Raw genomic sequence first — 19,569 nt, forward strand, 5'->3', positions numbered from 1 at the left:
CCGCGTCACTCGCCGTCGGCACGCCCTCGCAGATTTCCCGCCTCGAGCACGAGGCGTTCGAGCATCGCCGCATTCGGCAGTTCCTCGGGTGCGACGGTGCGTCCGGTGCGGACGTAGTGGAAGGCCGCTCGGACCTTGTGCAGCGGCAGTTCGGCCGGCCGGCCGGTGAACCGCTCGGTCCGCGCCGCCATCAACTGGGCCCAGGCGAGCCGGTAGGCGGCGAGCTGCACACCCACCGCGGCGAGCTTCTCGCCTTCCGGTTCGGCGCCGGTCTTCCAGTCGATGACCGTCCAACCGCCGTCCGGATCCTCGAAGACGGCGTCGATGCGTCCGCGGATCACGGTGCCGCCCAGGGCCGTTTCGAACGGCACCTCGACCTCGACGGGGTTGCGTGATGCCCACTTCGACCGCAGGAACGCCTCCTGGAGCCGGTCGAAGTGCGAATCGTCGCCGTCCTCGTCGTCGGCGCCGGGAAGCTCGTCGAGGTCGAGCAGGCGTGTCGCGCCGAATCTGCGCTCGAGCCACGCGTGGAAGGCGGTGCCGCGACGTGCGAGCGGATTGGGCCGGAACGGCAACGGACGACGCAGACGAGCAGCGAGAGCGTCGGGATCGGTGGCGAGATCGACGAGCTGACTGACGGACAGCTGTGCGGGCAGCACCACTTCGGCGCTCTGCTCGGCACGCTGTTCGCGTTCGGCCAGAAGCGCATCGACGTCGGTGGCCCACTCGTCGGGATCGTCGTCGTACTCGGTCGGGAGGTCGGTCCGGTCGAACTCGGCGAGGACCAGTGCCGCGCCGCGTTCGACCTCGGTGCGCCGCGCACCGAGCGGGTCGCGCGGCCACAGTGCGCTGCGGGGTGAGGCCGTGAGCGGGTTCTCCTCCTCCGGTTCGGGTTCCGGAGCCCAGTGGTCGACCACACCGAGTTCGGGCCGGGCCGTGACGATCTCGTGCAGTTCCTCGAGGAACGGCGAGGGCCCCTTCGGTTCGGATCCGGTATCGGCCCAGTGGTGGGCGGAGACGAACAGTGCTCGTTCGGTGCGGGTGAGAGCGACGTAGAACAACCGGCGGTCCTCGTCGAGCTTGCGGCGTTTGAGCGCGTCCTTGTTGGCGTCGATGGCCCGCTCGAGCATCTTGCGGTCGGAGACGTCGTCGAGGTCGAGCACGGGCACACCGTCGGTGCTGCCCGGATCGTCGTCGGGCAGCACCCGGTCGCCGCGCAGATGCGGGGGCAGTTCGGTCGTCGAGCCGAGCCAGGTCGCGGCGGCCGTGGACGACGGGAAGACTCCGGCGGCGACGTGCGGGACGGCGACGACCTCCCATTCGAGACCCTTCGCCGAGTGGACGGTGAGGACCTGCACCCGGTCGGGGTCGACCTCCACCTCACCGGGCGCGAGCCCCTGTTCGATCTCCTCCGCAGCCGCAAGGTAGGACAGCAGACCGGGCAGGGTCGCGTTGGTCCGCCCTGCGTAGGACGCGACGACGGAGGCGAAGGCGTCGAGATGCTCGCGGCCGGCGACACCACGCCGGCTGCCCACGCGGGCCTCGGTCTCGATGCCGATCCCGAGCACACGCTCGACCTCGGCGACGAGTTCGGTGAGCGGCTGGCCGAGCCGCTCGCGCAGGGAGGTCAGCTCGCGCCCCAGCGCGACGATGCGCGCGTAGCCGAACTCCGAATAGCGGCTGCTGTCGCCGGGATCGGAGATCGCGTCGGCGAGACCGGCCTGGTCGGCGTACTCACCGGGCAGCGCCGAATCGAGGGCGTCCTCGAGCGCGTCGGGATCGGTCACCGCACCGGCGACACCCCAACGTCCCGCGATGGCCAGTTCCTGGGCGCGCTCCCACAGCGCCTTCAGGTCGGCGGCACCGAGTTGCCAGCGGGCGCCGGTGAGCACCCGCACGGCCGCGCTCCCGGCCAGCGGATCGGCCGCGAGACGCAGCATCGCGAGCACGTCTGCGACCTCCGGCGTGTGCAGCAGCCCGCCGATGCCGACGACCTCGACCGGAAGGTCGCGGGCGCGCAGCGCCTCGGCGATCGGCGCGGCGTCGGCGTTGCGGCGGACGAGGACCGCCGCGGTCGGGGGTTTGCGTCCGGCCTCGCGGGCGGCGGCGTACTCGGCGGCGATCCGGTCGGCGACCCAGTCGCGTTCGACCGCGACGTCGGAGTGCAGCGCGAGGCGGACGTCGCCGGCGGTCGCGTCGGGGCGGGGACGCAACCGGCTGACCGACACTCCGCGATCGCGCAGGGGTTCGGACGAGACGTTCGCCAGTTCGAGGGCCTGCGGCGGATTGCGCCAGCTGGTGAGCAGTTCGCGGGTGGGTGCCGGTTCGCCGTCGGCCGCTGGGAAGTCGGTCGCGAACCGCGGCAGGTTGGCGGCCGACGCGCCGCGCCAGCCGTAGATGGACTGCATGGGATCGCCGACCGCGGTGACCGCGAGGCCGGGATCGGCACCACCGCCGAACAGGGCGGCGAGCAACACGCGCTGGGCGTGCCCGGTGTCCTGGTACTCGTCGAGCAGCACGGCCCGGAATCGTTCCCGCTCACCGGCTCCCACCTCGCGGTGAGCGCGGGCGACCCGCGCGGCGAGCGACATCTGGCTCCCGAAGTCGAGGGCACCTTCGCGGCGCAGCGTCTCGGACAGCCGTTCGACGAGCGGAAGCAACTGCAACCGCGCGTGCTGGGTCTCGAGGTAGCCGAGCAGCGTCTTCGACGGTGCTCCGCGCTGCCCCGGGCCGGGCGGGAGGGTGTGCACGAGCTGTTCGAGTTCGAGGTGGGCGTCGCGCAGCAGATCCGGCTCGACGAGGTGCTCGGCGAGCTGGCCGGACAGGGCGAGAACGGCCTCGGTCACCGATGCGGGATTGCGGTCGGTGTCGAGTTCGCCGTCCCACGAGCTGACCACGCGGTGCGCGACCTGCCACAGCTCGGTCTCGGACAGCAGGGTCGCCGACGGTTCGATGGGCAGCAGCAGACCGTGCTCGGTGAGCAGGCGGCCGGCGTACGCGTGGTACGTGCTCACCTCGGGTTCGCTGCCGAGGATCCGCGCGCGCAGCCCACCGCTCGGGTCGAGGTCGCGCAGGAGCGCCGATCCGGCGAGCTTGGCCAGGCGCGCCCGGATGCGGGCCGTGAGCTGCTGCGCGGCCTTGCGGGTGAAGGTCAGGCCCAGCACCTGCTCGGGTTCGACGAGACCGTTGGCGACGAGCCACACCACCCGCGCGGCCATGGTCTCGGTCTTGCCGGCCCCGGCCCCGGCGACGACCAGCATCGGGCCGGGCGGGGCCTCGATGACGGCGGCCTGTTCGGCCGTCGGCGGCAACTGTCCCAGTGCCTCCGCCAGGCGCTTCGCGGTCACCCGTGGTGCACTCATTCCCCTGTCACCTGCCTGCCTTCGTCGTGCGCCGGGCAGCTCGACAGCACCGGGCAGTGCCGGCACCCGTCGTTGACCCTCGCGACGAAGCGCGGGCCGCGGGTTGCGGCCGCGGCGTCGTGGATGATCTCCCGCCACTGCGCGAGACCGTCCTCGTCGAGGGGCGGCTGCACGCGCTGCGTCGCACCTTCCTTGTTGTGGGGCTTCGCCACGAAGACCAGGCGCGCGCCACCGGGCTCCGATGCCGGTTCACCCTCGATCGCGCCGGCCGCCGCGGCCACTTGGTAGGCGGCGAGCTGGGCATGATCGCGCGCGGCGTCCTTCGACACCGGGTTCTTCGCGGTCTTGACGTCGATGACGACCGGGCGGCCCTCGGCGTCGCGTTCGAGCCGGTCGATACGACCGCGGAGCCGCACGCGGGGCTTGTCGTCGGAATCGGGTTCGAGGATGCCGTCGACCTTGATCTCGACGCCGATCTCGGTGAGCTCCCCACGCGTGCCCTGCAGCCACGTCGAGAAGGTGTCGAGCATGCGGCGGGTGCGTTCGAGCTCGCGGCGGGCATACCATTCGGCGCCCAGATCGACCGAGTCCCAGGCCTTCTCGAGGGCCTGGTCGATGCGGTCGGGCGGGATCCGCCCGGCGAGCGCCTGGACGAGGGTGTGCACGAGGGTGCCGGTGACGGCGTGGCTGTTCTCGCCGTCGGAACCGCCGTGGCGCTCGAACATCCACCGCAGCGGGCAGGTCGTGAGCTGCTCGACCGTGGACGGCGACAACCGCACCGCGTCGTCGTCGGGATCCCACAGCGGGTCGGCGGTGCTGGGATCGGCCGTGCCGTACCAGTCGTCGGGGTGGGCGCCGCGGACCCCGGCGCGCGCGAGCCGCGCGAGTTGCTGGGCGGCGCGCTGCTGCCGTTCGGGCTCGGTCTCGGCGATCTCCGGATCGCAGACCACGCTGCGCAGTTCGGCGACGAGGGCGGGCAGGGCCAGCACGCGGGTGCGGACCTCGTCGGGCACCGGTTCGGCGAGAAGGTCGTCGGCCGCATCGAGGTCGTCGGTACCGACACCGCGCAGTTCGTCGACGAAACGGGAACGGACCAGTTCGCTGTCGCCGCTCACCGAATCGACGGCGGTCACCAGGAGGTGGGTGCGGGCGCGACTGCACGCCACGAGGAACAGGCGTCGCTCCTCGGCGAGCAGCGGTGCGGTGCGCGAGAGTCGTGCACCGGCCTCGTCGCCGCCGTCGGCGCCGGAGACGGCGTCGATCAGGGCTTCGATGCCGAGCAGGGTGCCGCGGGCGCGCAGGCTCGGCCACAGACCCTCCTGGACACCGGCGACCACCACGACGTCCCATTCGCGGCCTGCGGCGGAGTGCGCGCTGACGACCGTGACCGCTTCGGATTCGGCGGCGACGCGGGTGCGGGACGTGGCGGGGATCTCCTGCTCGGTGAGGTAGTCGACGAACCCGGCGATGTGTGCGCGGGGCAGACGGTCGACGTAGTCGGCGGCAGCGTCGAACAGGGCCACCACTCCGTCGAGATCGCGGTCGGCCTGCGCCCCGATCGGCCCACCCCAGGCCGACGCGGCGGCCCATCGCCGTTCGAGTCCGGTGGCCTGCCACGCCTCCCACAGCACGTCCTCGAGACCGCCCCCGCGCAGCGCCGCCGAGCGGGCCTTGCGCAGCACACCGAGCACCTTCTTCAGCGGTGCCGCCTCGACGTCGGTCAGCCCGCGGATCAGGTGCGCGTTCTCGGCGGTGTCGTCGCTCTCGGTGAGCAGGATGCGCAGCAGTTCGGCGGAGTCGCGGTCGTTGCCCGCCGCGAGCTCGACCCGTCGCAGGCCACGCCGCAGTCTCCGCAGCGCGACGGGTTCGGCACCGCCGATGGGCCCGGACAACAGGGCGAGCGCTTCGTCGCCTTCGAAGCCGCTGTCGGACACCGCGCGCAGCACGAGGAGCAGGCCTGCGACGCTGTGTTGGCGGGCCAGCGGGAGTTCGGACGCGGCGGTCGTCATCGGGACGCCCGCCGCGAGCAGCGCGCGACGCAGCGGCGCGAGTACCCGCGGCACGGACCGCACGACGATCGCCATGCGCGACCACGGCACACCGTCGACGAGATGGGACCGGCGCAGGGTGTCGGCGACCAGTGCCGCCTCCTTGGCCTGCGACGAGCACACCGCCACGCGGACCTGCCCTGGATCGCTCTCCTCGACGCGGTGCCCGGCCGTACCCCGGTGCGGTGGCAGGCCCGGCAGTCTGCGGGCGATCCCGTCGGCGAGGGACGCCACCTCGGGAGCGGCACGATGGTTGACCCCCAACACGATCCGGCGCGATCCGTCGGCCTCGCCGAGGCTCTCGAGGAAGGAGGTGTCGGCGCCGCGGAAGCCGAAGACGGCCTGATCGGGGTCGCCGGCGATCGTGCTCGTGCGGGTGCCGGTACCGATCACGCGGACCAGGTCGGCGGCCTGCGGATCGAGGTGCTGGGCGTCGTCGACGAGCAGATGGCGGATCCGGCCGCGCTCGGCGGCCAGCAGATCGGGATCGGTCGCGAACGCCGCGAGCGCCGCACCGACCAGCTCGGCCGCGTCGAGTGCCGGAGCGGTGGCCTCCGGAGCTTCGAGACCGACGGCGCCGCGCAGCAGCATCACCTGTTCGTAGCGCTCCGCGAAACGCCCGGCCGCGACCCACTCCGGTCGATTGCGGCGCTCCCCGAGCGCGACCAGATCCTCGGGGCCGAGACCGCGCTCGTTGGCGCGCAGCATCAGGTCGCGCAGTTCGACGGCGAAGCCCGTCATGCCCAGTGCCGGACGCAACCGCTCGGGCCACATTCCGGCGCCGTCGTCGATGTCGCCGCGTAGCAGTTCGCGCAGCACGGCGTCCTGTTCGGCGCCGGTGATCAGGCGCGGTGGTGGATTGCCGTGCGCCGAGGCCTGCAACCGCAGCACCGCGAAGGCGTAGGAGTGGACGGTACGGACGAGCGGCTCGCGTGTCGCGCGGGGTACAGCGCCGTCGCCGAGGGCGATCAGACCGGCCGTGATCGCCTCGCGCACGGCGGTGGCGGCCCGCCGCGAATGCGTGAGGATCAGCACCGACTCGGGATCGGCGCCGCTTGCGATGCGGTGGACCGCGAGATCGACGAGCAGGGACGTCTTGCCCGTGCCGGGACCGCCGAGGACCTGCCACGGACGCCAGCGGAGGGCGGGAGGGGCGTCGTCGAACAGCGCGCGCACGTCGTCGGGCCATTCGCGGGCCACCGGCGCCTCGGCGGACCTGCGCACCAGGCGCGCGGCCGGGCGACGGACGCGATCGGGGATCTGCGGTTCGGACATGCGCGAGACGGTGGCGGGCAGGTCGGTGACCTGCGGCCGTGGAGGGTGCAGGTCGGGGATGCCGGTGTCGACGTCGAGCATGACCCCATCCCACCAGATCGGTACGACAGGTCCGGTGCGCGATGCGTGGCGCCACGACGACTGCGATAGTGGTCGGCGTGAGTGCCACCGAGCTTCTGCACACCCATCTGTTCGGGCCCGACGACGGACCGGAGGTCCTCGCGCTGCACGGCCTCACCGGTCACGGCCGGCGCTGGCGGAACCTCGCGGAGCGGCACCTGCCCCACCTGCGGTTCGTCGCCCCCGACCTGCGCGGACACGGACGCTCCCCGTGGACTCCCCCGTGGTCGTTCGAAGCCCACGTCGCCGACCTGACGGCGGTGCTGGACGCGCACACCACCGGTCCCGTCACCGTGGTGGGGCATTCTTTCGGCGGCGCCCTCGCGCTGCACCTGGCCGCCGCGGTGCCCGACCGGGTGCGGGCGCTGGTGCTCCTCGACCCGGCGATCGGTCTCCCGGCCGGCCGGATGCTCGAGATCGCCGACCTCACCCACCGTCATCCCGACTACACGGACGAGGCCGAAGCCCGTGCGGAGAAGGTCCACGGCGACTGGAGTGAGGTGGCACCCGAGCTGCTCGACGAGGAGATCGCCGAACATCTCGTGAAGCTGGACTCGGGGCGCGTCGGCTGGCGGGTGTGCGTACCGGCCCTGGTCGCCTCGTGGGGCGAGCTCGCCCGCGGACCCGTCCTGCCGCCGTCCGGCATCCCGACGATCCTCGTGCAGGCCGGGAAGGTCCGGCCCCCGTACACCACGGCGGACTTCCGTCGCGACCTCGCGGAGCGGCTCGGCGACGACCTGACCCTCCTCGAATTCGACTGCAACCACATGATCGACCAGGCGCGTCCCGCCGAGACCGCCGAACTCGTGGCCCGGATGGTGTAGCCGGTGGTCACCACGGACGAGCAGATCGAGCGGGTTCGCGAACTCGTCGCCTCCGTGCCCGCGGGCCGGGTCGTGACCTACGGTGACATCGCCGGCGCCGCGGGCCTGTCGAGTGCGCGCACCGTCGGATGGATCATGCGGACCGATTCCGGCGACCTGCCGTGGCACCGCGTGGTCCCCGCGTCCGGGCGACCGGCCGCGCACCTCGCACGGCGGCAACTCGCGCGCCTCGAACTCGAGGACGTCCCGATCTCCGGCGACCGGATCGATCTCGCCCGTGCTCGGCACCGGTTCCCGCCGGACTCAGGCGATCACGGCGACGAGCCACGCGCAGACGACGAGTAGGTCCGGTCCCCGCGCCCACTGCCGGAGCAGATCGACCGGAATCTGTCCGACGGCCGTCTCGAGGAGCAGGCCGTCGTACCCGATCGGCGGTCGCGTGCGCATCCGATAGGCGGCCGCGCACCCACCGGCGAGCCCGATCACGACGCTCGCCACCGACGCACTCCCGACGAACCCTGTCACGGCACCGGCAACGACCGCGGCCGACCCCGGGACGACGGAGAGCGCGAGACGCAGGTGCGTGTCCCTCGTACCGAACAGGACGGCGAAATCGGGATCGCGGCTCACGTCGCGCAGACCCGTAGCGAGGATCGTCGCCATCGTGAAGACGGTGACGAGCTGAACCACGGCCGCGGCGGGCGGCGACGCGACCGACACCGCCACCGCGACGCCGAGCAGCGCGACGCACGCGACGAGCGCGGGTGCGGGCCTACGGACATGGCGGAGCAGATCGGAACGGACCAGTGCCGCGGTCGGGTGGCGCGGCAAGGGCCGCGAGTGGCGGGATCCGATGCGCAGCCACGCCTTCCGCTCGACCACGCCTGTCAGGAGCGACGGATCGAGTGCCGTGAGCGCGGCCGAAGCACCGACCGCGGTGTCCGATCCCACCCTCCACTCCGGTGCAGCGATCCTGCCGCACCGATGCAATACCGAGACCGCCGGTGCCGCAACGACGATCCATGCTCCCACCACGAACAACGGTCCCGGCGGTGACACCGCGACGCCGACGGCGGCGACCGTCACCACGCCCGGAACGGCGACGAGGCACAGCCCGATCACGACCCGCACGACCGCGGGCGCGAGTACCCGGCACTGCACGAGCATCGGAAGGGCGACGGCACCGACACCGAGAGCGGCGGCAAGACATGTGAACGCGACGCGTCCCTCCGGCGCGGTCACGAAGGTCGCGAACCGGCCCACGAGAGCACCCGCGATCGCACCGCAGATCAGGAGCGCCGCAACCCTCGGCCGGAGTGCCGCACCGCGATCCACCGGCGTGGACAGCAGCCAGAACGCCGTCTCGGCACCGCACGTCACCGGGCCTGCGGTCCGAGCGGACGCCGTCCCCGCAGCGACCGCGATCGCGACGACCGTCCATCCCCACGCCGAGGTGCACGCCGGATCGCGCACGATCGGGTCCGCACACGCGAAGGTCGTCGACGGCAGGGAGAACAACCACCACGCCAGCCCCCCGCCCACGTACAGACCGAGGAGGACCAGCACAGCGAGGGCCGGACGATCCGCGAGCGGAGCGTGCCGGCGCTCGAAGGCGTGGCGGAGCGCGCGGAGATCACGCGCGCCGCGGACGGTTCCGGTCAGCGCCATCGGTCCGCATCCACCACCTGGTCGGCGACCGCATCCACCAACACGGCATCGTGCGAGACCATCAGCACGGTTCCACCGGCGCGCTTCTCGGCCTCCAGCGTGGACGCCAGCCATCGGCGACCGGCATCGTCGAGATGCTGTTCGGGTTCGTCGAGCACGAGCAGTCGTCGTGGGCGTACCAATGCGGAAGCCAGGGCGAGCCGGCGGCGTTGCCCGCTCGAGAAGGTCGGCGGCAGTCGATCGACCGACGCAGCGAGACCGACCTCCTGGAGGACCCGTGTCGCCGCGTCGAACGGGTCGGTCACACCGTGACCGGTGGCGACGAGTTGCAGGTGCTCGTGTGCGGTGAGATGCGCGAACGTCGCGACCTCGCCGAGAACTGCGGCGACCTGCCGTCGCAGCGTCGGCGAGCTCTCGTCGACGGGGACGCCGTGGATCTCGACGACGCCGTCGTCGAGTCGGTCGACGCCGACGACGCATCCGAGCAGGGTGGATTTACCGGTGCCGTTCGCACCGACCACGGCGCAACATCGGCCGGGGGCGACGTCGATGTCCACCCCGGTGAAGACGGTCAGGTCACCGAACGAGCGGTGGGCGTTTCGGACGGACACGGCGGGTGTGCCGTGGGGGCAGGGATCGGACATGGAAGATCTCCCGGAGTTCCTCGTCGGACGGAGTGTCGAGGGCGAGGACGGAACCGGGTGAGCGCGGACGTGGCCGTCCGGCGGTGTCAGGATGGGAGTGGCGGCGGAACCCGCCGCGCAGACGTCGTTCCTCGGAGGTCGGGCCGCGGATGCTGCGACCGAAGGCGAACAGCGGATCCTCGGCGGCAGCGACGAACGCGAGTGCCGCGACGACCACCACAAACAGGCCGAGGAGCAGGCCGGCAGTGTCGGCGGTGGAGCCTGCGGTGACCGGAACGACCGCGGCGACGAGCCAGGACAGGAGGACGACGAACACCGCCGCGCCGTTCCGCCAGCCGAAGAACATACCGCGCAGTCTATCCGCGCCACATGTATGCGGCAGTACGTCGGACACCGCAGTGCGATTGATGCCGGACACAGCAGTGCGATCGGTGCCGGACACGGCAGTGCGATCGGTTACAGCACGGCGAGTGCGGGCGCTCACGAGCGGGGCGGATGAGGCAGCATGAAGACATGAGCACGCTCACCCACGTCGAAGCCGTGATCGTCGCGGGAGGCCGCGCGACCCGGATGGGAGGCGTCGACAAGCCCGCTCTGACCGTCGGCGGCCGCAGGATGCTGGACACCGCCCTCGGCGCGGTCGAGGGATGCGCGCGGGTGACCGTGGTGGGTCCGCACCGCGACGATCTCGACCCGCACGTGCTGCAGATCCAGGAGACACCGCCCGGTGCGGGTCCGGTCGCGGCGCTGGCAGCGGCGGATCCGGTCGCCGATCTCGTGGTCACTCTCGCCGCCGACCTTCCGTTCGTCACCCCGAAGACAGTCGCGGCCCTGCTCGAAGCCCTGAACGAGGATGCGGCGGCCGAGGCGGCCTTCGCGGTGGACGACACCGGACGGGTGCAGTTCCTGCTCGCGGCGTGGCGGACACCTGCGCTGGCCGCGCGTCTGGACTCCCTCGGTGGGGACGTCGCGAACCGGCCCATGAAGGCGTTGCTGCCCGAGCGGTACGTCACCGTCGCGGTGTCCGAGTCGACCGACTGCGACACCCCGGCCGATCTGGAGGCAGCGCGCGCCGGGTCCACGACCACCCGTGTGGCCACCGATCCCGACCATGCACGCAGGATTCTGCGGGAAGCGTTGTCACCCTTGCCTTCCCGTACCGTACCGGTCGAGGAGGCGCGGGACGCCACGTTGGCGGCGCCACTCGTCGCGGCGGAGGCGTTGCCTCGCGTACGCACCTCGGCCATGGACGGTTACGCGGTGGCCGGCGACGGACCGTGGGTGCTGCGCAACGAGATTCGCTATGCGGGCGACGGAGGTTCGCTCACGCTCGGCGACGGGGAAGCCGCCCGGATCGCGACGGGCGCCCACCTGCCGGCAGGCGCGACCGCCGTCGTGCGCGACGAGTTCGTCCGCGTGGAGGGCGGTCTCGTCACCCGACTGCCCGATGCCCCCGTGCGCGACGACGCGCGTCGCCGCGGGGAGGACTGGGAGTCGGGGACGGTCCTCGCCGAGGCGGGCACCGCCGTGAGCCCGGCGGTCGTCTCCGCGGCCGCCAGCGGTGAGGTCACCGAACTTCGGGTGCGCGGTCCCCTGCGGGTGCACATCGTGCTCACCGGCGACGAGATCCGCCGCACCGGCCCTCTGCGCGAGGGGCAGACCCGCGACTCGCTGGGTCCGGTACTCCCCGACCTCGTCCGCTGGTGCGGCGCCACGGTGGTCGGTGAAGGACATCTCCGGGACACCGCGGACGGATTCGACGCGTTGTTCACGGGCACCGATGCCGATGCGATCGTCATCGTGGGTGCGACGGGTGGTGGCGCCGCCGACCAGTTGCGCGGTGCGCTGGCGCGGGCCGGCGCGCAGGTGGTCGTCGAACGGGTCCGGTGCAAGCCCGGCGGATCGCAGGTCGCGGCGACGCTGCCGGACGGGCGTGCCGTGCTGGGACTGCCCGGGAATCCGGTGGCGGCGGTGGCGACCCTGCTGGTGATGCTGCCTGCGATCGCCGACGGCCGCACCCTCCGCACGCCGGCGACTCCTGTGACCGCTCCGCTGGCGAACGCCTCGGAGGTCGTCGGCGACATCACGCGGTTGTTGCCCGCCCGCCAGGACGCGCAGGGACGATGGTTGTGCGACAACACGATTCGCACGGCACATCTCGCCGGCCTCATCGGGCGCACCGCGATCGCCGTGGTGCCGCCGGGAGCGGCGGACGGCGATCGCGTCGAATTGTTGCCGCTCCCCCGCTGATTCAGGCGCGGTGGCGAGCCGCTGCCACAGGCGCGAGACGCAACGCGTCGACGGCGGAGCGGTAGCGCCGGACCACGAGGTCGACGACGGGTTCGGCGACACCGATCGGCGCAGCGACGCCGTCGGCACCGACCTCCGACAGGCGACGGTGGAACAGACCGTCGGCGAGAAGATACGACGCGACGAACACCCGGCGTGCGCCACCGGCGCGGACCTCGTCGACGACGGTCGCGACCCGCGGTTCGCCGGTGGCGATCCATCCGACCCGCACCGGGGTCTGCACGAGCGACGAGACCATGCGGGCCGTCACCTGGACGTCGCGCCGGGCGCGAGGGTCGGACGAGCCGGCGGCTGCGAGAACGACGTCGTCGCCCTCGACCCAGCCGGCCTGCCGCAGCCGCTCGACGAGGACGCGGGCGAGAGCAGGGTCGGGGCCGAGCGCGGGGGTGATCGTCACCGCGTCGTTCCCGCCGGCCGCGACCTCGCGCGGAACGTCGGTGTGCACGTGGTAGCCGGAGGCGAGGAAGGCGGGGACGAGCACGGTCGGCCGGTCGGTGTCGCGCAGGACTTCCGAGGGCGACGGTCCGAGGACGTCGACGAAGGCGACGCGGGTGGGGCCGACGCGGGAGGAGACGGCCTCGGCGAGCGCCGCGATCATGTCGACGCCGCGCGGATTGCGGGTGCCGTGCGCGACGAGCAGCAGCGCCGGGTCGGTGTGTGTACCGGTCATGGATGCATTCCTTCCGGGTCGACGGCGAGGCGGTAGCCACGCTTGACGACGGTCTGCACGATCGCCGGTGCGCCGAGAGCCGAGCGCACCCGGGCGACCGCGGTTTCGACGGCGTGGGTGTCGCCGCCACCACCGGGCAGTGCGGCGAGGAGTTCCTCGCGGGAGACGACGAGACCGGCGCGCGCGACGAGCGTGCGCATCAGGGCCATCCCGGCAGGGGGAAGGCACCGCACGGTGCCGTCGACGATCACGCAGCGCCCTCGCGGGCTGAGCACGTGACCGCCGGCCTCGATGCGCACGGCCCGCCGGGGCAGTTCCTCGGCGATGTGCCGGGCGAGCGAACCCAGCCGGGATCGGTTGGGCATGCTGACGGGCACGTCGAGTTCGGTGAGCGGCGCCGCCGTGACGGGACCGACGCAGACCGCGGTGACGCCGGTACGCAACGACCGCAGCATCGGTTCGAGCCAGCCGGTCTCCTTGGCCCGCATGAGCATCGACGCGACGGCCGGTGCACTGGTGAAGCTCACGGCGTCGAGTCCGCGTTCGACGATCTGCTCGATCATCCGGTCGAGCGCGGTGAGGTCCTCGGGGGCGGTCCAGCGGTAGACCGGGACGGGCACGACGTCGGCACCCGCAGCGCGCAGTGCCTCGCACACGTCGGTGCCGGGTTCCCACTCGGTGCGCTCACCGTGCAGCTGCACCGCGATGCGGCGGCCGGCGACGCCCTCCTTCAGCAGGAGCTCGAGCACCTCGGCGGACGATTCCGAGGAGGGAGACCACTCCTCGCGGAGTTCGGCGGCCCGGATCGCGCCCGTGACCTTCGGGCCACGGGCAAGGATCCGGCTCGAGCCGAGTGCCTGCGCGAGGTCGTCGGCGAGTCCCCAGCCTTCCGCTGCACCCATCCACCCGCGGAACCCGATCGCCGTGGTGGCGATCGTGATGTCCGGGGGCTGCGCGACGATGCAGCGCGTGACGCGCTCGAGTTCGTCGTCGTCGGACAGCGGGATGATGCGGATGGCGGGGGCGTGCACGACCTCGGCCCCACGCCTGGTGAGGAGCGTGGCGAACTCGTCGGCGCGCCGAGCCGCCGTCACGCCGATGGTGAATCCCCGCAACGGCGCGGTGTCGTCGCTCACGAACCCTCTCCGGTCGCACCCTCGCGCCGCTGGTCGCGCGGGACGAGGCTGTGGATCTGGACGACTCCCGCCCACACGCGCACCTCGTAGACGGGCAGACGCACCGACGGATCGTCGAGGCATCGGCCGTCGTCGAGGGAGAAGACCTGCTTGAGCAGCGGCGACGCCACGGTGGGCTCTCCGGCCCGGTCGCCCACGATGCCGCGGGACATCACCGCGGCGCGGCCGAACGGATCGAAGTTGCCCACTGCGCGCAGCGTTCCGTCGTCGAGCAGGAACAACGCCACCTGCTCGCCGCCGCGCAACAACACGGCCACGCCGCGGCCCGGAATGAGATGGCTGAGCGGACAGGCCGAGGTCCATTCCAGTCGCCCGTCGAACACGCTGTCGCGCGTCGATCCCCCTACGGTATGCGTCTCGATGACGGTCATCGCTGTCCTCCTTGAAACTGCTGTCCTGAAGTTTGGGTGTCCGGTGTTTCGAGCGCGTTACCCGCTCGTTCCCTCGGGGTAAGCGGTCGTCACGCCCCGGTTCCGGGTCCGATGCCCGGCATACCCACGAGGACGGGGACCTTGCGGGGGCCGCTGTCGTCGAAGCGGACCGTGGGGTCGGGCTGCTCGGGCGCATTGACGAACGAGACGAACCGCGCCAGCTTCTCCGGATCCTCGAGGACGCCCGCCCACTCGTCCTTGTAGCCCTCGACGTGCTTGGCCATCGCGGCCTCGAGATCGTCAGCAATGCCGAGCGCATCGTCGCACACGACCTCCTTGAGGTGCTCGAGGCCGCCCTCGAGTGCGTCGAGCCACGGAGCCGTGCGCTGGAGGCGGTCGGCGGTGCGGATGTAGAACATCAGGAACCGGTCGATGTAGCGGACGAGGGTCTCGTCGTCGAGACCGCCGGCGAGGAGCTGTGCGTGCTTGGGCGACTGGCCGCCGTTGCCGCACACGTACAGGTTCCAGCCGTTCTCCGTCGCGATGACACCGACGTCCTTGCCGCGTGCCTCGGCGCATTCACGGGCGCAACCCGACACACCCATCTTGAGCTTGTGGGGCGATCGCAGTCCGCGGTAACGCAGTTCGAGGGCGACGGCCATGCCGACCGAGTCCTGCACACCGTAGCGGCACCAGGTGGAGCCGACGCAGCTCTTGACGGTGCGCAGCGACTTTCCGTAGGCCTGGCCGGATTCCATGCCGGCGTCGACGAGACGCTTCCAGATCTGCGGGAGCTGTTCGACGCGGGCACCGAACAGGTCGACGCGCTGACCGCCGGTCATCTTCACGTAGAGACCGAAATCGCGTGCCACCTCACCGATCACGATGAGCTGCTCGGGGGTGCACTCGCCACCGGGCATGCGCGGCACGACCGAGTAGGTGCCGTTCTTCTGGATGTTGGCGAGGAAGTGGTCGTTCGTGTCCTGCAGACCGGCCTGCTTCGGGTGCAGGATGTGGTCGGAGTCGGTGGACGCGAGGATCGAGGCGACCACCGGCTTGCAGATGTCGCAGCCGTGTCCGGTGCCGTACTGGGCGATGAGCGCGGAGAAGGTGCGGATGCCGGTGGCCTGGACGATCTCGAACAGCTCGGCGCGCGACTGCTCGAAGTGCTCGCACAGGGCCTTCGACATCTGCACACCCGACTGGGCGAGCAGCTGCTTGATGCTCGGGAGGCAGCCGCCGCAGGTGGTGCCGGCGCTCGTGCACGACTTGATCTGCGCGATGTCCCAGGCACCCTCGGAAATCGCGCCGCAGATCGCGCCCTTGGTGACACCGTTGCACGAGCACACCTCGGCGTCGTCGGGCAGCGCACCGGCGCCCGGCTTCTCCCCCACCGGGGAGATCAGAGTGGCCGGATCACCCGGCAGTTCGCGGCCCACCAGCGGCCGCAGCGTGCCGTAGGCGGAGGCGTCGCCGACCAGGATGCCGCCGAGCAGGGTCTTCGCATCGTCGGAGACGACGAGCTTGGCGTAGGTGCCCTTCGCGGAGTCGGACAGCACGACCTCGAGGGCGCCGGGCGTCGTCGCGTGGGCATCACCGAAGCTCGCGACGTCCACGCCGAGCAGCTTGAGCTTGGTGGACATGTCGGCGCCGGGGAACTCGGCGGTGCCGCCGACGAGCCGGTCGGCGACGACCTCGGCGGTGCTGTAGCCGGGGGCGACGAGTCCGTAGCAGGTGCCCTCGACGGCGGCGCATTCGCCGATGGCGTAGACGGCCTCGTCCGAGGTGCTCCGGCAGGTGCGGTCGGTGAGCACACCGCCGCGGCCGCCGAGTTCGAGTCCGGCCTCGCGGGCGAGTTCGTCCTGGGGACGGATGCCGGCGGAGAAGATCACGAGCCCGGCCTCGAGGACGGACCCGTCGGACAGGGACACCTGCAGGGCGTCCGGTCCGGACTCGATCTTCTCGGTGCCCACTCCGGTGTGGGTGACGAGGCCGAGGTCGGTGACGAGACGGTCGAGGACACGGCCGCCGCCCTCGTCGACCTGGGCGGGCATGAGCCGGTTGTTGTACTCGACGACGTGTGGGGTCACGCCCAGCAGGCGCAGCGCGTTGGCGGCTTCGAGTCCGAGCAGGCCGCCACCGATGACGATGCCGGCGAGGCCGGCGGCCTTGGCGCGTTCGGCGGCGGCGCGGATGCCGTCGAGATCGTCGAGCGTGCGGTAGACGAAGCAGCCGGGCAGGTCGTGGCCGGGCACCGGCGGCACGAAGGGGTACGAGCCGGTCGCGAGGACGAGGCTGTCGTAGGGTAGAACGTCGCCGCCGGCGGTGGTGACGGTGCGGGCCGCGCGGTCGATTCCCACGGCGCGGGTGCCGACACGCAGGTCGACGAGATCGTCTGCTGCGTAGTCGTTTCCGGCGAGGGCGAGTTCCTTGCGGTCCCAGGCTCCGACGTAGGACGACAGTCCCACGCGGTCGTAGGCGGCGTCGGCCTCCTCGCCGAGCACGGTCACCGACCAGCTGTTCTGCTCGTCGCGGACGCGCAGGGCTTCGACGAAGCGGTGGGCGACCATTCCGTGTCCGACGACGACGACGTTCTTGCGGCTCATGATGTTCTCTTTCTTCGTGCCGGGATCGGTCAGACTGCGACGCGGGCCGGGGCGGGAGCCTCGGTGGACGGCTCGCTCGTGGGGGTGGTGTGGGGGCGGCGGAGGAAGACGAACCAGGTCACCGCGATGCACACGAGGTAGAAGATCGCGAAGACCCAGAAGGCCATCGTCGCGGACTGCGCCTCGCCGCCGTAGGAGGCGCGGAAGACCAGGTTGATGCCGACGCCGCCGAGTCCGCCGATGGCACCGGCGAAGCCGATGAGGGCACCGGACATGCTGCGCGACCAGGCGGCCTTCTCGTCGCGATCCAGTTCGTCGAGATCCTGCGCCCGGGCCTCGAAGATGGACGGGATCATCTTGTAGACCGAGCCGTTGCCGAGCCCGGAGAGCAGGAACAGGGCGATGAAGCCGAGCACCATGGCGGTCAGCACACCGCCGGTCGCGGCGCCGGTGGTGCGGTCGTCGAGGGTGCCGGCGACGATGAGCACCGCGGCGGCCAGGGCCATCGCGACGAAGGTGTAGAGGGTGATCTTCCCGCCGCCGATGCGGTCGGCGAGCTTTCCGCCGAGCGGGCGCGAGATCGATCCGAGGAGCGGGCCGATGAAGGCGATCTGTGCGGCGTGCAGTGCGGCCTGGGCGGGGGTGTCGCCACCGGCGAGGAAGTTGATCTGCAGGACCTGACCGAAGGCGAAGCTGAAGCCGATGAACGAACCGAAGGTGCCGATGTAGAGGAAGGAGATGATCCACGAGTCGCGGAACTTCAGTGCGGCGCCCATGGCCCGCAGATCGGCCTTCTGGTCACGGAGATTGTCCATGAACAGGGCGGCGCCGAGCGCGGCGACGGCGCACAGGACCAGGTAGACCGCACACACGATCCAGGGCTCGGTGTTGCCGACGGTGGCGATGACGAGCAGGCCGATCAACTGGACGGCCGGGACACCGATGTTTCCGCCGCCGGCGTTGAGTCCGAGGGCCCAGCCCTTCAGGCGCTGCGGGTAGAAGGCGTTGATGTTGGTCATCGACGACGCGAAGTTGCCGCCGCCGACACCGGCGAGCGCCGCGACCAGCATGAACGTGGCGTAGGAGTGGCCCGGGTTCAGCATCAGGTACAGCGCCCCGATGGTGGGGATCAACAGCACGAGGGCGCTGAAGATGGTCCAGTTGCGGCCACCGAAGCGGGCGGTGGCGACGGTGTAGGGGATGCGGAGGATCGCGCCGACGAGTGTGGGGACCGCGACCAGGAAGAACTTGCCGGCGGCGTCGATGCCGTACACCTCGGTGGGCATGAACAGCACCATGACCGACCAGATCGACCAGACGGAGAAGCCGACGTGTTCGGCGATCACCGACCAGACCAGGTTGCGCTTGGCGACCTGCTTGCCGCCGGCCTCCCACGCCTCCACATCCTCGGCGTCCCAACGCTCGATGTTGTGGTTGCGTGCGAATTTGTCTCTGAGACTTTCATTTTCGATGAAGGTCGTCATCGCCGTTCCTCCTCGGGTCCGTGTTGATCCCAAAGGTAGGAAACGGGTGTTGCTACGGTGCTGCCCGCGGTGACCGTCGCGTCAAGAGTTGCTCACCCCGGCCCCGGCCGCCCTGTGAGGTGTTACAGGAGGAACCGCACGAGGTCGGCGGTGTGCGCCAGACCCGGGAAGGCGTCCTCGGTCGAACGCGGGTGCAGCGCGTGCACGGCCAGCCGGAAGATCACCGCGCGCAGCAGCATCTGCGGCCACTCGGGAAGGTCCTCCCAGCGGCCGATGAGCCCTTCGTCGGCACCGCCCCACGACAGTGCGTCGACGACGGCGACGGCGGCCGCCCACGAGGCCGGACGCCAGTAGGGGGTGATGTCGGTCAGCCCGGGCGCCGCGCGCCCGGCGAACAGGACGGTGCCGAACAGGTCGCCGTGGACGAGCTGGTCGGGCAGGTGCACAGGCTTGCGGAAGGTCGCGAGCTGGTTGATCAGGTCGAGGCTCTTACGGCCGTCGGGGGTCACCGTCTCGGGCGCACCCGCGGCGCGGGCGCTGCGCAGGGGCACGGTCTCCCAGGCCGCACGGTCGGCGGCGACGAAGACGTCGACGTCCTCCCAGGGTGCGACGGGTGGCTGCATGAGGAAACGGGGACGTTCGAGCTGTGCGGTGGCGGTGTGCAGCCGCAGCGACAGCGAGACCACTTCGTCGTGCCGGGGCTCGGACGTGCCGACGATGTAGGTGTCGGCACGCCATCCGGAGACCACGTAGCGACCGTCGGTGGACCGCACCGGGCGGGCAAGCCGCACGCCGTCGACGGTCAGGGTCTCCCGCACTTTGGCGGACCAGGCCGCGCGGGCATGATCGGCGACTCGGGACAGCACGACGTCCCCACACCGGAAACCTCCGTCCCAGTCGGGCCCGAGCGGGACCGGTTCGACATCGCGGAGACCGAATGTGGAGCACACGTGCTGAGGCGGTTCGGGTGAGCTCACGACGCTCAACCTAC

Annotated in this window: 14 protein-coding genes; 3 read left to right on the plus strand and 11 right to left on the minus strand. The window is 71.5% G+C overall.

Annotation, left to right across the window (positions count from 1 at the left end):
- Nucleotides 1-5 precede the first annotated feature (5 nt).
- Nucleotides 6-3,362, minus strand: coding sequence for an ATP-dependent helicase (locus LPH33_RS16545; RefSeq protein WP_160874233.1), 3,357 nt, complete (start codon nt 3,360-3,362; stop codon nt 6-8).
- Nucleotides 3,359-6,685 (minus strand): ATP-dependent helicase, encoded by a 3,327-nt coding sequence (locus LPH33_RS16550; RefSeq protein ID WP_229568363.1) that lies wholly within the window; start codon nt 6,683-6,685, stop codon nt 3,359-3,361. The genes LPH33_RS16545 and LPH33_RS16550 overlap by 4 nt, the downstream gene beginning before the upstream one ends.
- A gap of 122 nt (nt 6,686-6,807) precedes the next feature.
- On the opposite strand from LPH33_RS16550, the gene LPH33_RS16555 reads away from it, so the two are divergent.
- Together LPH33_RS16555 and LPH33_RS16560 are read left to right on the plus strand one after the other, a co-directional pair.
- Nucleotides 6,808-7,629: an alpha/beta fold hydrolase gene (locus LPH33_RS16555; RefSeq protein WP_229565171.1), complete on the plus strand. Its 822-nt coding sequence runs from the start codon at nt 6,808-6,810 to the stop codon at nt 7,627-7,629.
- A gap of 3 nt (nt 7,630-7,632) precedes the next feature.
- Nucleotides 7,633-7,974 (plus strand): MGMT family protein, encoded by a 342-nt coding sequence (locus tag LPH33_RS16560; RefSeq protein ID WP_016693359.1) that lies wholly within the window; start codon nt 7,633-7,635, stop codon nt 7,972-7,974.
- On the opposite strand, the gene LPH33_RS16565 is transcribed toward LPH33_RS16560, so the two are convergent.
- Genes LPH33_RS16565 through LPH33_RS16575 form a run of 3 tightly spaced genes read right to left on the minus strand, consistent with a single transcriptional unit; the run spans nt 7,933 to nt 10,287 of the window.
- The gene (locus LPH33_RS16565; protein WP_229565173.1) at nt 7,933-9,297 is read right to left on the minus strand and encodes a DUF6297 family protein; all 1,365 of its coding nucleotides are present in this window, start codon (nt 9,295-9,297) and stop codon (nt 7,933-7,935) included. The genes LPH33_RS16560 and LPH33_RS16565 overlap by 42 nt on opposite strands.
- Nucleotides 9,288-9,908 (minus strand): ABC transporter ATP-binding protein, encoded by a 621-nt coding sequence (locus LPH33_RS16570; RefSeq protein ID WP_229565175.1) that lies wholly within the window; start codon nt 9,906-9,908, stop codon nt 9,288-9,290. The genes LPH33_RS16565 and LPH33_RS16570 overlap by 10 nt, the downstream gene beginning before the upstream one ends.
- Complete coding sequence (locus LPH33_RS16575) at nt 9,874-10,287, minus strand: DUF6412 domain-containing protein (protein WP_037190656.1); 414 nt, start codon at nt 10,285-10,287, stop codon at nt 9,874-9,876. Before LPH33_RS16575 ends, LPH33_RS16570 begins: the two co-directional genes overlap by 35 nt.
- A 167-nt stretch (nt 10,288-10,454) precedes the next feature.
- Here LPH33_RS16575 and LPH33_RS16580 point away from each other — a divergent pair, with 167 nt between their 5' ends.
- Complete coding sequence (locus LPH33_RS16580) at nt 10,455-12,191, plus strand: NTP transferase domain-containing protein (protein ID WP_160874237.1); 1,737 nt, start codon at nt 10,455-10,457, stop codon at nt 12,189-12,191.
- 1 nt (nt 12,192) lies between these two features.
- On the opposite strand, the gene LPH33_RS16585 is transcribed toward LPH33_RS16580, so the two are convergent.
- From LPH33_RS16585 to LPH33_RS16610, 6 genes are all read right to left on the minus strand, one after another.
- Complete coding sequence (locus LPH33_RS16585; protein ID WP_088899757.1) at nt 12,193-12,921, minus strand: sirohydrochlorin chelatase; 729 nt, start codon at nt 12,919-12,921, stop codon at nt 12,193-12,195.
- Nucleotides 12,918-14,057, minus strand: coding sequence for a uroporphyrinogen-III synthase (locus LPH33_RS16590; protein ID WP_229565177.1), 1,140 nt, complete (start codon nt 14,055-14,057; stop codon nt 12,918-12,920). Before LPH33_RS16590 ends, LPH33_RS16585 begins: the two co-directional genes overlap by 4 nt.
- On the minus strand, nt 14,054-14,488 hold the full coding sequence (gene nirD / locus LPH33_RS16595) for a nitrite reductase small subunit NirD (RefSeq protein ID WP_026061390.1): 435 nt from the start codon (nt 14,486-14,488) through the stop codon (nt 14,054-14,056). The genes LPH33_RS16590 and nirD overlap by 4 nt, the downstream gene beginning before the upstream one ends.
- A gap of 89 nt (nt 14,489-14,577) precedes the next feature.
- Nucleotides 14,578-17,094: a nitrite reductase large subunit NirB gene (gene nirB / locus LPH33_RS16600; protein WP_160874241.1), complete on the minus strand. Its 2,517-nt coding sequence runs from the start codon at nt 17,092-17,094 to the stop codon at nt 14,578-14,580.
- Between the two features lie 29 nt (nt 17,095-17,123).
- Nucleotides 17,124-18,578, minus strand: a complete 1,455-nt coding sequence (locus LPH33_RS16605) for a nitrate/nitrite transporter (protein WP_160874243.1) — start codon at nt 18,576-18,578, stop codon at nt 17,124-17,126.
- Nucleotides 18,579-18,700: 122 nt separating this feature from the next.
- Complete coding sequence (locus LPH33_RS16610) at nt 18,701-19,555, minus strand: TIGR02569 family protein (protein ID WP_026061392.1); 855 nt, start codon at nt 19,553-19,555, stop codon at nt 18,701-18,703.
- Between the last annotated feature and the right edge of the window lie 14 nt (nt 19,556-19,569).

It is taken from the genome of Rhodococcus sp. RDE2 (genome assembly GCF_020885655.1).
Lineage (GTDB): Bacteria > Actinomycetota > Actinomycetes > Mycobacteriales > Mycobacteriaceae > Rhodococcus > Rhodococcus pyridinivorans.